Here is a 14,939-nt window from a genome sequence, read left to right as displayed (position 1 = left end):
CAAAAAAGCCAGAAATTCCTGAAATTTCTGGCTTTTATACAGATAAAATACTATTTCAATAATTCTGAAACAGGTTCAAAGACAATTTTTTCAATGTCTGAAAGGTAAATGGACAATTGTTGCTGTTTGGCAAAGAAATCTGACAACAGAGCGTTCTCTTGGATTTGCTTACTGAAGGACTGCATCTTTTCTTGGAAAGAGGTGTCTGGCATTTGTCCCGTTTGCGCCATGACTTGGATTTCTTGCTGGAAAGCGAGGTAGTCTACAAAAATCTTGCTAGCTTGTTCATCAGCTTGGATAGCATCTTTGGCTGACTTAACTGCCTTGTATTCTGGTAATTCGCGTAACCCGCGACTAAGTTCATTTGCACTATCGTAAATATTTGACATGATTTTCTCCTTATTTGATGACGACTGTGTAGTCCGTATTTTCTGTTATGAGATGCTCGGCTCGTTCTAAATCTTGAGCATTCTTAAAGGAAATTTGTAGAATCCCGTGAATATCCTCACGGTTTTCTTCGTTGATGTGAATGTTGACCAAGGAAGTCCCACGTAGCAATTCCAAAATTCGCAAGATGACATCTTCTTCATCGGGAACGTCGACATAGAGGTCGTAAGAGCTATCCACACCACCACGCTTATGGATTTCCATAGCTTGTCGTTGCTCACGCGCTTGGTTGAAAAAGTTCCAGATTTGCTCTTCATCTCCCTTGCTGATGGCTTGTCCAACCTCATCTAGGCGCTCCTTGAAATCCGCAATTCGATCTAGAATAGTCTCTTGATTGGACAAGAGAATAGAAGTCCACATACCTGGCTCGCTTTCCGCAATTCGAGTCATATCTCGAAATCCTCCCGCCGCAAAGCGCCTTGCCATTTCATGTTCTTGAGCATAAACTGCTGTCTGCTCCATGAGACTAGAAGCCAGAATATGAGGAAAATGACTAATCTGAGAAGTGACTCGATCATGCTCCTTGGCATCAATCTCGATAAAACGAGCATGAAGGCCTGAAAGCAGATCTTTCATTTCCTCAAGTGTGTCAGGACTTGTCAGGCTCGAAGGTGTGAAGATATAGTAGGCATTTTCGAAGAGATTAACATCCGCAGAGGCGGCTCCTGTCTTGTGGCTACCAGCCATGGGATGGGCCCCGACAAAGCGAACAGGTTTACCAGCCAAATATTCCTCCGCCGCATCTACAATGGCTGACTTGGTCGAGCCGGCATCCGAGATAATGACACCTTCTTTCAAATCTAAATCTGCCAGCTCCTTAATAAAAGCAATGGTCTGTTTGATTGGCAAGGTCAGAATGATGACATCTGCTAGAGGAGCGAAACTGGCAAAATCATCCGTCGCACGGTCTATCATACCTCGCTCCAAGGCAATGTCTCTCGAAGCCTGACTGCGATTATAACCCAAAATTTCATAATCAGGATGATCACGCTTGATACCGAGTGCCATCGAAGCACCAATCAAACCGAGACCTGCGATATAGATGGTTTTTGCCATAAGGACTCCTTAATAGTTCTTTGTATAGTCTCGGTGCTTGGCAACTGCCTCTTTTAATTCCTCTAGATTGTCAGATGAGAATTTTTCAAGGATTTCTTGTGCCAGAACCGTTGCCACAACGGCTTCCATGACCACACCTGCTGCTGGAAGGGCGGTCGGATCACTTCTCTCCACTGTTGCCTTGTAAGGTTCGTGGGTTTCGATATCCACACTCATGAGTGGTTTATAGAGAGTGGGAATGGGTTTCATAACACCACGAACAACAATGGGTTGCCCATTGGTCATACCACCTTCGAAACCACCTAGATTATTGGTACGACGAGTATAGCCGTCTTCTTTAGACCAGAGAATTTCATCCATAACTTGGCTGCCTTTGCGGTAACCAGCTTCAAATCCAAGACCAAATTCCACCCCTTTAAAGGCATTGATAGAAACAACTGCTTGGGCCAATCGCGCATCCAATTTTCTGTCCCATTGGACATAGGAACCAAGACCAACTGGAACACCTCCGACGACTGTCTCCACAACCCCACCGATGGTATCACCGTCACGTTTGATTTGGTCAATATAGTCCTTGATTTCCTGTTCCCGCTCTTGGTTGACAATAGAAACTTCAGACTGGGCAGCTCGTTCCTTAATCTCAGCGACTGTTAGATTTTCAGGTACATCGATTTCCTTACCACCAAAGACCACGACATGGTTGGCAATCTCCATATCTAGCTCAGCTAAGAGACGTTTGGCTACTGCCCCAACAGCAACTCGCATGGTGGTTTCACGAGCTGATGAACGTTCCAAAGAATTTCGCAAATCATCAAAACGGTACTTGATGCCCCCAACTAAATCGGCATGACCTGGGCGAGGATGGGTAATTTTTCGCTTGCTTTTAAGGCGGTCTTCAATGTCCTCTGCAGACATGATATCCAGCCATTTCTGGTGGTCCTTATTGATGACATCCATTGTAATGGGAGCCCCTGTCGTTTTCCCGTGGCGAACGCCCGATGTAAAGACAACCTGGTCACTCTCAATCTTCATACGACCACCACGACCGTAGCCACCCTGACGACGTTTTAGATCCTCATTGATATCCTCTGCTGTCAAAGGAAGTCCAGCTGGAATTCCTTCAATAATTGCCGTCAGACGGGGTCCATGTGATTCTCCTGCAGTTAAATATCTCATACGTTCTCCTTATTTTACCAAGTAGTCTTTCATCTCTTCCAGAGAAACTGGGTGAATGGTCGCTGAACCAAGCTCTGGTACCAAGACCAATTTCAAGGTGTTGCCACGTGCCTTCTTGTCATGAGTCAAAGCCTGATAAAGCTTGTCAACATCCCAGTTCTCATAGTCAATAGGTAAACCAAATTTCTGGCACATCTCTCTAATGGACTGGGTTATTCCTTCTGGCATAAGACCTTTTTCCTCAGCAACCTTGGAAATCTGCACCATCCCCATGGCCACGGCCTCACCATGCATGACCTTGCCATAACCGGCCGTTGCTTCGATAGCATGACCAATAGTGTGCCCAAAATTGAGGTAAAGGCGAACGCCATTGTCCAACTCATCCTCAACCACCATCTTGCGCTTAACCTGACAAGAATGTTCAATCAAAGTCTCTGCATGTTCAAGTATGCTCTCTACAGAACCATCCAGTTCCGTCAAGAGAGCCCACAGTTCTGGATCCTCAATCAAGCCGTACTTGATAACCTCCCCCATTCCCTCAATCAACTCTCTTTTTCCGAGTGTTTCAAGGACAAGCGGATCAATCAGAACACCATCTGGTTGAGCAAAGGTACCCACCATATTCTTAGCAAAAGAAGTATTAACACCCGTCTTTCCACCGATAGAAGAATCCACCTGGGCTGTCAAACTAGTCGGAATCTGAACAAAGTGAATGCCCCGCATATAGGTAGAGGCTACGAAACCAGCCAGGTCCCCAACGACACCACCACCTAGAGCCACGATTCCATCGCTACGAGTCAAACCTTGCTTAACTAGAAACTCATAGACCTTCTGAACAGTGGTTAAATTTTTTCGTTCTTCGCCTTCTAAAAAGTCAAAAACAGCTACCTGAAAACCAGCATCTTCTAGGCTGAGTTTAACCTTCTCTGCATAGAGAGAAGCTACATGGTTGTCGGTTACGATAACCACTTTTTGAGGTTGCCAGAGTTCTCGCAACCATTGACCAGCCTGGGCCAGACAACCTTTTTCAATCTGAATATCATAAGGATGATGCGGAATATCGATTCTGATTTTCATAGTAGGGTCTCCTTTTCACTATTTATATTTTTCTGTTAAGGACTGCCAAATCTCATCTGTCGGCATTTCTTTTCCTGTCCACAGTTGAAAAGCTTCAGCAGCTTGATAGAGCAACATCCCCAGGCCGTTGACAGCTGGATTGCCCTGACTTCTAGCCCATTTCAAAAATGGCGTCTCAAAAGGTTGGTAAATGATATCTGCCACCAAGAGAGTTTCTGGTAAGACTATGCTTTCAGGAACTGGGGATGATTTGCCATCCATCCCTACACTGGTCGCATTGACGAGTAGGTCCGACTCGGCAATCCTTGATTGCAGTTCAGAAAGATTTTTTAAAGCATACAAGTCCACTTTAAAGCCTGTTTGCTCCTGCAACTTGTCTAGGTAAGGTCTTGTTTTTTCCATGGAAGCTGAACGCACAAAGACAGAAATCTGACTGACGCCGTCCAAAATGGCTTGTGCCAATATTGATTTGGCCGCACCACCTGCCCCCAGAATGGTCATTTTCTTATCCGAGATTGTAAAAGAAGGCAAGCTCTTAAAAAATCCCTTGCCATCTGTATTATATCCAATTAACGTTCCGTCTTGATTAACAACTGTGTTGACTGCCCCAATCAAACGAGCTTCATCACTCAACTCATCCAGATAAGGAATCACTTGCTCCTTGTAAGGCATAGACAGGTTGATCCCAAACATCTGGTAACGGCGAATATTGGCGACTGTTTCTGCCAGATCACCCGCTTCAATCTCCCAAGCTACATAGGCACCATTAATAGCTGTCGCCTCAAAGGCCCTATTGTGGATAAAAGGTGAAATAGAGTGTTTAATGGGATTTGCAACAACTGCAGCTAAACGTGTATAGCCATCAAGCTTCATCCAAAATCTCCCTGATTTTCTTCATGTTTGATAGAGAAATCTGACCTGGGGCACTCGCTTCATCCAGACTAGCAAATGACCAACTTGAACCCGTCACATCTGAAGTAATGCGTGATACCTTGCCCATTTTCCCCATGGAAATGGTCACGTACTCTTGCTCAGGATTGAGTGTTTTAAATCCTCGTGTGTAGTTCATCAGGTCTAAAACATCCTGCTCCGTATGGGCCATAACTGATACTTTGACCACCTTTGGAGAGAGACTGGTCAACTCCGACAGGATTTCCATCATATTTTCAGGTGTCTCCTGGAAATTATGATAGCTCAATACGAGATTTGGAAAATCCAACATTTCCTCAAAAACATCCTTGTAGCTGTAGTACTCAAAATCAATATAGTCTGGTTGATAGAGTTGCGCCACTTCCTTGATAATTTGAACATACTCTTCTGAGGAAAGTTCAATTTCTCCTCCCTCAGCTCGAGTCCGAAGGGTAAAGACCAGTTCGCGTCCTGCAAATTTTTCAAAGATAGCGGGTGCTACCTGTAAAATAGCGTCCTTTGCAAGAAAGTCCGCACGCCACTCAATGATATCGGCATCTTCATACCTAGTGGCATCCAGTTCTTGCGCTTCTTCTAAACTTCTTGGCATTACTGAGACGACTAATTTCATTTACTAACCTTCATACTAATCACCTTGAGGTAATTACTGCTTTCATCTTTTTTATTATAGGAAAAGTCTGCAGGAAGACCATATTGGTTTAAAATCTGATACCTTCTTCCTGCAAAACCTTTATCAATTTGTTCTGTAAATTTCTGGCGGGAAACATTGGCAGCATTAGTACTAGCAATGATAATCCCTCCCGGATTTAAAATCTCTAGGCTCTGGGAAATCAACTTGTGATAATCCTTCGCCACAGAAAATGTTTGTTTTTTATTACGGGCAAAGCTCGGCGGATCAAGCACAATCACATCATAGGTCAAGCCTTTTCGCTTGGCATACTTGAAATATTCAAAGACATCCATGACGATAAAACGATGATTGTCCGTGCTGAATCCATTTGTCTGAAAATGAGCTTCTGATAGCTCTCTCGATCGTTTGGCCAAGTCGACAGAAGTTGTCTCACTCGCGCCTCCCATAGCTGCAGCGACAGAAAAAGCAGCCGTATAGGAAAACATATTGAGCAAGGATTTGCCCATGGCTAGACCGTCAACCAGACTCCCACGAACTTCATGCTGGTCTAGAAAAATCCCTGTCATCAAGCCATCATTCATAAAGACTTGATAGAGCACGCCATTCTCAAGAACAGTAAAATAGTCTGGTGCTTCCTCACCATAAATATGGGCAGACTCGTAGTCTAGACCTTTAAAACGAATCTTCTCATAAGCACCCAAGACCTCAGGAAAAACTTCCTTAAAAGCCTTTACTATCAACTTCCGAATCTGGTAAACAAAGGAGTTGTACCACGAAAAGACAGCATAATCTCCGTAGAGATCAACAGTCAGACCGCCAAAGCCATCCCCCTCTTGGTTAAAAAGGCGAAAGGCAGTAGTCAAGTCATCCTGATAATAAGGCTTTCTAACTTCCTTGGCCTTACGAAACAGAGCTTCAAAAAAGATTTGGTTAAAGCTAACCTTTTCCTTACTGACCATCCAGCCGATGCCTTTGTTCTGCTGAGAAAGATAGGCACTCCCTAAAAACTTCCCGTCTTGACTAAGAACTTCTACTGCCTGATCCGTCAGATCAATATCTGTTAAATCACTTGCTTCCAAAAGAACTAGACCCTTAGCTAGCTTTTTTTCAACACGTTTGCTGACCCTAATTCTATTCATAGCTACTATTATAGCAAATTTTATGACAATTCTCAAAAAAGAAACCGTTTAACCATCTGTACTTTAGTTTATTAAGTGCCATTTTTATTAAAATAAGTTTACTCAATTCATTTTTTCTCCTACACATTCTTTCTCTAGCAATGGGAAGGAAATAGTGTCTTTAAAAATAGACAATTCTAGAAATGAGTATAGAAAATTGCGCAAACGTTTGCCTAGTTCTAAACTTTATGATAGAATAAAACACAACATTGATAAGCAAGAGGAAAAACAATGCAAAATCAGACACTTATGCAGTACTTTGAATGGTATCTGCCTCACGACGGCCAACACTGGACGCGACTGACAAATGATGCAGAGCACCTAGCCCATCTGGGAATTAGCCACGTCTGGATGCCACCAGCCTTCAAGGCTACAAATGAAAAAGATGTGGGTTATGGGGTATATGACCTATTTGACCTAGGTGAATTTCACCAAAAAGGGACTGTCCGCACCAAGTATGGGTTTAAAGAAGACTATCTTCAAGCCATTCAAGCCCTAAAGGCTCAGGGAATTCAACCTATGGCCGATGTAGTGCTCAATCACAAGGCTGCTGCCGATCACATGGAAGCCTTTCAGGTTATTGAAGTGGACCCTGAGGATCGTACCGTTCAACTAAGTGAGCCCTTTACTATCAATGGCTGGACCCACTTCACCTTCGATGGTCGCCAAGACACCTACAATGACTTCCACTGGCACTGGTACCACTTCACAGGTACAGACTACGATGCCAAGCGCCGTAAATCTGGCATTTACCTGATCCAGGGAGACAATAAGGGTTGGGCGAATGAGGAATTGGTCGATAACGAAAACGGCAACTACGACTACCTCATGTACGCTGACCTAGACTTTAAGCATCCTGAAGTCATCCAAAACATCTATGACTGGGCTGACTGGTTCATGGAAACGACTGGTGTAGCTGGTTTCCGCTTGGATGCCGTTAAGCACATTGACTCCTTCTTTATGGGCAATTTCATCCGTGATATGAAGGAGAAATACGGTCAAGATTTTTATGTTTTTGGAGAATTTTGGAACCCTGACAAGGAAGCCAATCTAGACTATCTTGAAAAGACAGAAGAACGTTTTGACCTTGTCGATGTTCGCCTCCACCAAAATCTCTTTGAAGCTAGTCAGGCTGGAGCAAGCTACGACCTTCGTGGCATTTTCACAGATAGCTTGGTTGAACTAAAACCCGATAAGGCTGTGACCTTTGTCGACAACCATGATACCCAACGAGGTCAAGCCCTTGAGTCTACTGTTGAAGAATGGTTCAAACCAGTAGCCTATGCCCTTATTCTATTACGCCAAGATGGGCTTCCATGTGTCTTTTACGGAGACTATTATGGTATTTCTGGGCAATTTGCTCAACAAGATTTCAGAGAAGTTCTTGATCGTCTCCTAGCCATCCGAAAAGACAGGGCCTATGGAGAGCAAACAGACTACTTTGATGACGCTAACTGTGTCGGTTGGGTACGTTCAGGTGCTGAAAATCAATCCCCAATCGCAGTCTTGATTTCAAATGATCAAGAAAACAGCAAGTCTATGTTTGTCGGTCAAGAATGGGCTAACCAAACCTTTGTAGACTTACTTGGAAACCACCAAGGTCAAGTTACAATTGATGAAGAAGGTTATGGAGAATTTCCAGTAGCAGCGGGTTCAGTCAGTGTCTGGGCAGCAAAATAAACCTATCAGGTACAAGTCAAATCCAACCGGGTTTGGCTTTTTTGTATGCACAAAAAGACCTACCCAAATGGATAGATCTTCATTGTCTTACAATTTACCTGCTACTGCATCCAAGAGTTCTTGGATTTTCGCTTGGTTGCTTCCTCCTGCCATGGCCATGTCTGGTTTACCACCACCACGTCCATCAACGATTGGAGCCAATTCTTTGACAAGATTTCCTGCATGCACATCTTTTGTCTTGCTAGCTACAAGAACATTGACTTTGTCACCGATAGCGGCAACTAGGACAAGCACATCAGAGTAGTCTTTTTGTTTCCAGTTATCCGCAAAGGTGCGAAGAGCACCTGCGTCAGATACAGAAACTTGACTAGCAATGTAACGGTGGCCGTTTGCTTCTTGAACATTCTTGAAGACATCACCTGCAGCTGCGGCCGCGGCTTTTTCCTTCAATTCTGCATTTTCTTTTTGCAATTGACGAAGTTGCTCTTGAAGTCCTTCAACCTTATGAGGAACTTCCTTGAGTTGAGGTGCTTTCAAGGTTGCTGCGACGGCTTTCAGAGCGTCTTCTTGTTCGCGATAGGCTTCAAAGGCTTCCTTACCAGTTACTGCCAAGATACGGCGGGTACCTGAACCGATTCCTTCTTCTTTGACAATCTTGAAGAGACCGATTTCAGAAGTATTGCCAACGTGGGTACCACCACAGAGTTCCACTGAGTAGTCACCGATGGTCACAACACGAACTTCCTTACCGTATTTTTCACCAAAGAGGGCCATAGCTCCCATTTCTTTAGCAGTGTCAATATCTGTCTCAACAGTTTCTACTGCAATTGCTTCCCAGATTTTCTCATTGACTTGCTGTTCAATAGCACGCAATTCTTCTGGAGTCACGGCTTGGAAGTGAGTGAAGTCAAAGCGAAGGAATTCGACTTCGTTCAGAGATCCTGCTTGTGTCGCATGGTGACCAAGGATATTGTGAAGGGCCGCATGGAGCAAGTGAGTGGCTGTGTGGTTTTTCATGACACGGTGACGACGATTGGTATCGATGGCCAAGGTGTATTCTTGGTTCAAAGCAAGCGGTGCAAGAACTTCAACCGTGTGAAGAGCTTGTCCGTTTGGCGCTTTTTGAACATCTGTCACTGTAGCCACAAGGTTTCCTGCAGCATCCAAGATTTGACCATGGTCAGCTACCTGTCCACCCATTTCAGCGTAGAATGGAGTCTCTGCAAAGATCAGAGAGGCAGTTCCTTCTGAAACAGCTTCAACTTCAGCATTGTCCGCTACGATAGCCACCAACTTAGAAGGCAATTGGCTGGCATTGTAGTTGAAGACACTTTCCACTGTGATATTTTGAAGGGTTTCATTTTGCATTCCCATTGAGCCGCCTTTGACAGCTGACGCACGCGCACGTTCTTGCTGCTCTTTCATGGCTGCTTCAAAACCTTCACGGTCTACAGTCATCCCAGCTTCTTCAGCGATTTCTTCCGTCAACTCAACTGGGAATCCGTAAGTGTCGTAGAGTTTGAAGACATCTTGCCCAGCGATAACGTTTTGACCTTTCGCTTTCAAATCAGCTACAATGGTTTCTGCAAAGTGTTGACCTGAATGAAGGGTACGTGCAAATGACTCTTCCTCGCTCTTGATGATTTTTTCGATAAAGTCACGTTTTTCGAGCACTTCTGGGTAGTAGCTTTCCATGATTTTTCCAACAGTTGGAACGAGTTTGTAAAGGAAAGGCTCGTTTATTCCCAATTTTTGACCGTGCATAGAAGCACGACGGAGAAGACGGCGAAGAACATAACCGCGGCCTTCATTTCCTGGAAGGGCACCATCACCGACGGCAAATGAAAGTGAACGGATGTGGTCTGCAATAACCTTGAAGCTCATGTTGTCGCCATCTTGGTCGTAGACCTTACCAGACAATTTCTCAACTTCACGAATGATTGGCATGAAGAGGTCTGTTTCAAAGTTTGTCTTAGCCCCTTGGATAACGGCTACCAAACGCTCCAAACCAGCGCCCGTATCAATGTTCTTGTGTGGCAATTCCTTGTACTCGCTACGAGGAACAGCAGGGTCTGCGTTAAATTGTGACAAAACGATATTCCAGATTTCGATGTAACGGTCGTTTTCAATATCTTCTGCAAGCAAACGAATACCGATGTTTTCTGGGTCAAATTCTTCTCCACGGTCAAAGAAGATTTCTGTATCTGGTCCAGAAGGTCCTGCACCGATTTCCCAGAAATTGTCTTCGATTGGGATCAAGTGGCTTGGATCCACTCCTACTTCAATCCAGCGATTGTAAGAATCTTTGTCATCAGGGTAATAGGTCATGTAGAGTTTTTCAGCTGGAAAATCAAACCATTCTGGGCTTGTCAAGAGCTCATAAGCCCAAGTGATGGCTTCATCACGGAAGTAATCTCCGATAGAGAAGTTCCCCAACATTTCAAACATGGTATGGTGGCGAGCCGTTTTTCCGACATTTTCGATGTCGTTGGTACGGATAGCTTTTTGCGCATTGGTGATACGTGGATTTTCAGGTTTGATAGTCCCGTCAAAGTATTTCTTAAGGGTAGCAACCCCTGAGTTAATCCACAAAAGTGTTGGGTCGTTTACTGGAACCAAGCTGACTGATGGTTCTACAGAGTGGCCTTTGCTTGCCCAGAAATCTAGCCACATTTGGCGAACTTGAGCACTAGATAGTTGTTTCATAATATCTCCTTATTTACTTGTTTAATTTGATTGGCTTTCTAGCATCTCCACATAGTCAATCGCGACACAGAGGGAAATGACCAGATCTGCATAAGAGTCTTCATAGACGGTTACAGTGTAGGTTGAGGTCAAATGGAAAATTTCTTTTTGAATTTCGGCGACAAGCTGATCACGATCATCTAGCAATTTGAAATTCAAATCCCAGATATTGCCCTCGATACGAAGCCCTAGATGATCAAACTCATACTTATCTCGAAAGAAGGTCAACTTCTTACGAATGACGAAATTTGAACCGTTTCGTAACTGGATATTAAAGCGAGGAAGCAAGGTGAAAAATTCTTTACTAATCTCACTGACTTGCTCACCATAGGCGTCATAGATGGTAAAGGTCTTAGGAATTTGGAAGAAAGATCCCTCCACCTGATAGTTTACCACTCCTCTATCATCCTTGATATCAAAGCGTTCGCCTCCAAGACGAAACTTTTGTTTCACGAGAAATGTCTTCATAAACACCTCCAAAAATCAAAAGACAAGCTCACATCACGAAGGGCGAAAAACCGCGGTACCACCTTCATTCAATGAACTTGTCATTCTCATAATCTTATGCAATTGTCTGATTGAGTAGCATGACTTTCTACCTTAGATGGCTCGCAGCACCGCCATTTCTCTGGACTAAGACAACTGAAAATCAATTCTCAACTTTCTTATTATATCGTTTTTTTAAGTTTGCGTCAACTGGGAAACCAAGGAGTCATAATCTCATGAAATATTTCACCAGAAAGGTAGACTTATCAATAAAGGTATACATTATTGACGAAGTAAGTCAAGCATTTCATTATTAAGTGCTTGATAACAAGAGAAATAGCTATCATCAATCTCGAATGTATCTTGTAAAATAAAACGCAAGGTATCTATTGTCTGTTGCAATTTCTTTGTATTGACTAGTTTACTATCAATCTCTGACAAACCATGTGCCACCTTATTTCTCTCATTGTTTAAAGAAATGATAACTCTAAGTGACTTAATTAATTCAGGACTATATTTGTAATACTCTAAAATTTTAGTGTATATAATTAGATTTAGAGTTGTTGTAGGAGAAAAGTCTTCTTTTTTGCCCTCATTTTCATTCTGTGCTTTTTTATAATCACTATCTAAATAACCGATAACTTTTTCAAAATCTTGATGTTCTTTGTTTAGTTTAGGTAACTTATTTGTATATGTTATTAGATTCGGATGGTTCCTTTTTATTCTATCTTCTAATATAAATTCGACTAATGATTTTGACTTAATCAAAACATCTGCTACTTGACCTCGTTTGTTTAAAATCTCAATCATCAAAAAATAATTAAGGGCTTTTTTCTCAACCTCTGAAAGTGGATATTTCTGAATTTCTGAAAGAACTTCTTGTTTTTTAAAAACATTTACTAAGTCGGTTAGAATGATTCTTAAACGAGCTAACTGCTTATTTGAAAGCAGCCCCTTCGAATCTCTCCGGATAACAATCTTTTCAACTGCTAAATAATCATATGACTCTATCAAACTTCTTAAATGACGTTTAACTAAAGAATGATTGAACTTCTCCGCTATATCCATGATACATCTATTGTCATAATTATCCTGATTATCTTCATTATTTTTAAACAGATTATCTTCCTCTTCCTTGGAGAGTATTTTTTGGGGATTGTTAGATGAATTACTAGGAGTGGTAACTTGAATTGCCTTCGTATTATAGTCATCAATTCGGTTTATAGCGAATAGAGCTGATTTTATCTGAGGAGTACCAGAAGATAGATTTAGAATTAATTCCTCTCCTAATTTAGAATACTCTTTTATAATTTTTCCTATGACCTCATACATTTTATCATACAAATAAACCTCATCATTCCTTAATATTTGCTCATGAATTTTCACATCAGGTTTATAGTCTTTAAATGAAAAAAGGGCTCTCTCAATAAGAGTTTTTTTAACTAACATTTCCTCACTATAGAGTAAGATGATTCTTTCTGGTTTATATTTTCGAGTTATGTGCATTAAGGCTGAATCTCTGTTCTTACTGATAGGATCTGTGTTACCTACTGCTGAAATTAAAATTGTCATTTAGTAAACTCCTTAATCATAAAGTTTGCCTTGCCCATCTCATAGAAGGATTCATCATTTTTTAACAGTTTTCTATTTCCCGTTGTAGTTTTAAGATTTTTCTTAGGCGCTTTTGTCAATTTCAGAACACCCTTGCCAACCATCTTGGTCTTCATTCGACTATACCGTTTTTGTAAGATTCCATCCGCTTGTTGAAACAAGGTTTTTGTCCAAGCTCCACTTCCCGCTCCCAAATAGATAGGATATTGAATATTTGGCTGAATTTTATTTTCAGGAAAATCTTTGAGGAAAAAAATCTTATAGTCATTATAAAATTCAAATGCTTTCTCACCAAGTTTCTCAATTAATTCCCCCGCCTCCTTTGTAGTTGTGGTAATTTTAAAATTAATTATTTTGCCAGGAGTTAAAGCTTCCCTGTATAAAGGAAGAGGCTTGGCAAGGGAGGTCTTGGCTGAACAATCCCATTTTTGAACTAAAATAAGACTCTCATTACTAAATGGTTTGCTATCACTAACACGAATAGCGTTAAACAAGTCATCATAGTTCTGACCTTTTTTTGCTCCCCAAGGAATCAAAGATTTGTTTTCCTTTTTATCTTTCACAACATTTTTATTATTCCAGTCAGGATTGGTATTCATCAAGATAGTCCGAATAGCTCCCTTTAATGAACTTCCAGGAATATACGGATTTCCAAAAGCATCTCTCATAAACTTTGATACTTGATTTAATGCGCCTCCTCTTAATTGTTTATTATCTGTTTCTAACTCAGTTTCAATAATTCTATAGCCACCAAAGTTACGGTCAGAAATACGGTTATCCTCTAAAAAGGAAATCAAGCGATTATTTTTGGCGCTTGGCTTAGTCTCTTGTAAAAACCGTTCAAACTCCTGATCATAACCTTTCTCCACCATTCGATTATAAAACTTACCCATATCTGGGAAATAAAAGTAGCCATTTTCATAGATAAATTCTCGAGAAGTATATTTCTCACCATTCCCAATATGGATAGGAGCCATGGCTAGGAGGCTAAATTGAAAGGTTCTATATTCTGTTCTCATCTTTCTCCCTCCATCTTGAAAAATAGTGGTTTAGCATAGTTTAATACTTCATGCGGGAAATCAAGAGGCCTTACATCTACAATCTGTCCTGTAAAGGTTTCACAGAAAGTAGATCCAGAAGCAAACTTATATAAATCCTGCTTACGATAATTTTCATTAGTTTCTGTACTAAAGGCAAAACCACTTGATTTACTTAGTAAATAGGAACCAGTTTCCATAGCATGTTCAAGTTCCTTTTCAATTGGTAAAGAAGTTGTTAAGGCCATGACTGTTCCTTGATGGACCTTAGTAAGACGATTTTTAAGAGCATCAGGTATGTCTGTAATGGTTAAATCAAACCGTCCATAGCCGCTAGAACGTTTACCCCCAATTCCCGCGTACTGCAAACTTGTCATGAGTTCATTCAAGAAGTCTGATTCGGTAGCAATCACATAGAGAGCAGACTTATCAGCAAATCTAACCGTAGAAACTTGATAAAGAGCCCCATCCACGTGAGGTTGGTTTTTAGTGATAATGTTTGTTACTGCATGTTCTGCATCTTCAAAAAGCGTCCCATTTACATAGGAATCAAATTTATCTAAAGGAATAAACTGAAGTTTCTTTGCCATTTTCGCTTGACGTCTTACTTCTTTAACATCCGTTGTTAAGTCTTGCTGATCAAACTTTGGAAATCCAATCGGCTTCGGTAAAAATGGACTTGACTGATAAGGAAAGGCATCTGTCAAAACAAATTCATCTTGACCTGCTAATGACACAAATTCCTCCATTTTCCCCATTTTTTTCGCTTCAATAGCTAAGGCAGAAAATAAGCGATTAGCTGCAAAAGTCATTTTAGAACTATCCAGAGTTCCTGCTCCGAAGTGAGCAGTATGGAAGTTCATAATATACATCTTATAGGTCATA

The 14,939-nt window shown here is 41.7% G+C and carries 13 protein-coding genes; 1 reads left to right on the top strand and 12 read right to left on the bottom strand.

The window, feature by feature from the left end:
• Positions 1–50: 50 nt before the first annotated feature.
• From ACVX3R_RS03585 to ACVX3R_RS03555, 7 genes are read right to left on the bottom strand one after another with little or no spacing between them, the layout of a single operon-like run.
• Positions 51–389, bottom strand: a complete 339-nt coding sequence (locus tag ACVX3R_RS03585) for a YlbF/YmcA family competence regulator (RefSeq protein ID WP_458795494.1) — start codon at positions 387–389, stop codon at positions 51–53.
• Positions 390–399: 10 nt separating this feature from the next.
• Positions 400–1,503: a prephenate dehydrogenase gene (locus tag ACVX3R_RS03580; RefSeq protein WP_458795493.1), complete on the bottom strand. Its 1,104-nt coding sequence runs from the start codon at positions 1,501–1,503 to the stop codon at positions 400–402.
• Positions 1,504–1,512: 9 nt separating this feature from the next.
• Positions 1,513–2,679: a chorismate synthase gene (gene aroC, locus ACVX3R_RS03575; protein ID WP_070838384.1), complete on the bottom strand. Its 1,167-nt coding sequence runs from the start codon at positions 2,677–2,679 to the stop codon at positions 1,513–1,515.
• Positions 2,680–2,688: 9 nt separating this feature from the next.
• Positions 2,689–3,756 carry a 3-dehydroquinate synthase gene (aroB, locus tag ACVX3R_RS03570; protein ID WP_458795492.1) on the bottom strand — a complete coding sequence of 356 codons (1,068 nt, stop codon included), beginning with the start codon at positions 3,754–3,756 and terminating at the stop codon, positions 2,689–2,691.
• Between the two features lie 18 nt (positions 3,757–3,774).
• The gene (locus tag ACVX3R_RS03565; RefSeq protein ID WP_458795491.1) at positions 3,775–4,629 is read right to left on the bottom strand and encodes a shikimate dehydrogenase; all 855 of its coding nucleotides are present in this window, start codon (positions 4,627–4,629) and stop codon (positions 3,775–3,777) included.
• Entirely contained in the window at positions 4,619–5,296 is a 678-nt protein-coding gene (gene aroD / locus ACVX3R_RS03560) for a type I 3-dehydroquinate dehydratase (RefSeq protein ID WP_247917226.1), read from the bottom strand. Before aroD ends, ACVX3R_RS03565 begins: the two co-directional genes overlap by 11 nt.
• Positions 5,293–6,456: a class I SAM-dependent rRNA methyltransferase gene (locus ACVX3R_RS03555; RefSeq protein ID WP_458795490.1), complete on the bottom strand. Its 1,164-nt coding sequence runs from the start codon at positions 6,454–6,456 to the stop codon at positions 5,293–5,295. Before ACVX3R_RS03555 ends, aroD begins: the two co-directional genes overlap by 4 nt.
• A 270-nt stretch (positions 6,457–6,726) precedes the next feature.
• On the opposite strand from ACVX3R_RS03555, the gene ACVX3R_RS03550 reads away from it, so the two are divergent.
• Positions 6,727–8,175, top strand: coding sequence for an alpha-amylase (locus tag ACVX3R_RS03550; protein ID WP_458795489.1), 1,449 nt, complete (start codon positions 6,727–6,729; stop codon positions 8,173–8,175).
• Positions 8,176–8,262: 87 nt separating this feature from the next.
• Here the strand turns inward: ACVX3R_RS03550 and alaS are convergent, their stop codons facing one another.
• From alaS to csm4, 5 genes are all read right to left on the bottom strand, one after another.
• Entirely contained in the window at positions 8,263–10,881 is a 2,619-nt protein-coding gene (alaS, locus tag ACVX3R_RS03545; RefSeq protein ID WP_458795488.1) for an alanine--tRNA ligase, read from the bottom strand.
• Between the two features lie 21 nt (positions 10,882–10,902).
• Positions 10,903–11,388: an LURP-one-related/scramblase family protein gene (locus ACVX3R_RS03540; RefSeq protein ID WP_125841029.1), complete on the bottom strand. Its 486-nt coding sequence runs from the start codon at positions 11,386–11,388 to the stop codon at positions 10,903–10,905.
• A gap of 300 nt (positions 11,389–11,688) precedes the next feature.
• Positions 11,689–12,978, bottom strand: coding sequence for a type III-A CRISPR-associated CARF protein Csm6 (gene csm6, locus ACVX3R_RS03535; RefSeq protein WP_458795487.1), 1,290 nt, complete (start codon positions 12,976–12,978; stop codon positions 11,689–11,691).
• Positions 12,975–14,036, bottom strand: coding sequence for a type III-A CRISPR-associated RAMP protein Csm5 (csm5, locus tag ACVX3R_RS03530; protein WP_458795486.1), 1,062 nt, complete (start codon positions 14,034–14,036; stop codon positions 12,975–12,977). Before csm5 ends, csm6 begins: the two co-directional genes overlap by 4 nt.
• Positions 14,033–14,938: a type III-A CRISPR-associated RAMP protein Csm4 gene (gene csm4, locus ACVX3R_RS03525; protein ID WP_458795485.1), complete on the bottom strand. Its 906-nt coding sequence runs from the start codon at positions 14,936–14,938 to the stop codon at positions 14,033–14,035. Before csm4 ends, csm5 begins: the two co-directional genes overlap by 4 nt.
• Position 14,939: the final 1 nt, after the last annotated feature.

It is taken from the genome of Streptococcus sp. 517s (genome assembly GCF_054445985.1).
The sequence above is the reverse complement of the archived record's forward strand: the minus strand, read 5'-3'. Positions and strand labels throughout refer to the sequence as shown.

Excerpts from the sequence above, each read along its gene's own strand:
- ACVX3R_RS03585 (WP_458795494.1), bottom strand. The coding sequence starts at position 389 with ATGTCAAATATTTACGATAGTGCAAATGAACTTAGTCGCGGGTTACGC.
- ACVX3R_RS03580 (WP_458795493.1), bottom strand. The coding sequence starts at position 1,503 with ATGGCAAAAACCATCTATATCGCAGGTCTCGGTTTGATTGGTGCTTCG.
- aroC (WP_070838384.1), bottom strand. The coding sequence starts at position 2,679 with ATGAGATATTTAACTGCAGGAGAATCACATGGACCCCGTCTGACGGCA.
- aroB (WP_458795492.1), bottom strand. The coding sequence starts at position 3,756 with ATGAAAATCAGAATCGATATTCCGCATCATCCTTATGATATTCAGATT.
- ACVX3R_RS03565 (WP_458795491.1), bottom strand. The coding sequence starts at position 4,629 with ATGAAGCTTGATGGCTATACACGTTTAGCTGCAGTTGTTGCAAATCCC.
- aroD (WP_247917226.1), bottom strand. The coding sequence starts at position 5,296 with ATGAAATTAGTCGTCTCAGTAATGCCAAGAAGTTTAGAAGAAGCGCAA.
- ACVX3R_RS03555 (WP_458795490.1), bottom strand. The coding sequence starts at position 6,456 with ATGAATAGAATTAGGGTCAGCAAACGTGTTGAAAAAAAGCTAGCTAAG.
- ACVX3R_RS03550 (WP_458795489.1), top strand. The coding sequence starts at position 6,727 with ATGCAAAATCAGACACTTATGCAGTACTTTGAATGGTATCTGCCTCAC.
- alaS (WP_458795488.1), bottom strand. The coding sequence starts at position 10,881 with ATGAAACAACTATCTAGTGCTCAAGTTCGCCAAATGTGGCTAGATTTC.
- ACVX3R_RS03540 (WP_125841029.1), bottom strand. The coding sequence starts at position 11,388 with ATGAAGACATTTCTCGTGAAACAAAAGTTTCGTCTTGGAGGCGAACGC.
- csm6 (WP_458795487.1), bottom strand. The coding sequence starts at position 12,978 with ATGACAATTTTAATTTCAGCAGTAGGTAACACAGATCCTATCAGTAAG.
- csm5 (WP_458795486.1), bottom strand. The coding sequence starts at position 14,036 with ATGAGAACAGAATATAGAACCTTTCAATTTAGCCTCCTAGCCATGGCT.
- csm4 (WP_458795485.1), bottom strand. The coding sequence starts at position 14,938 with ATGACCTATAAGATGTATATTATGAACTTCCATACTGCTCACTTCGGA.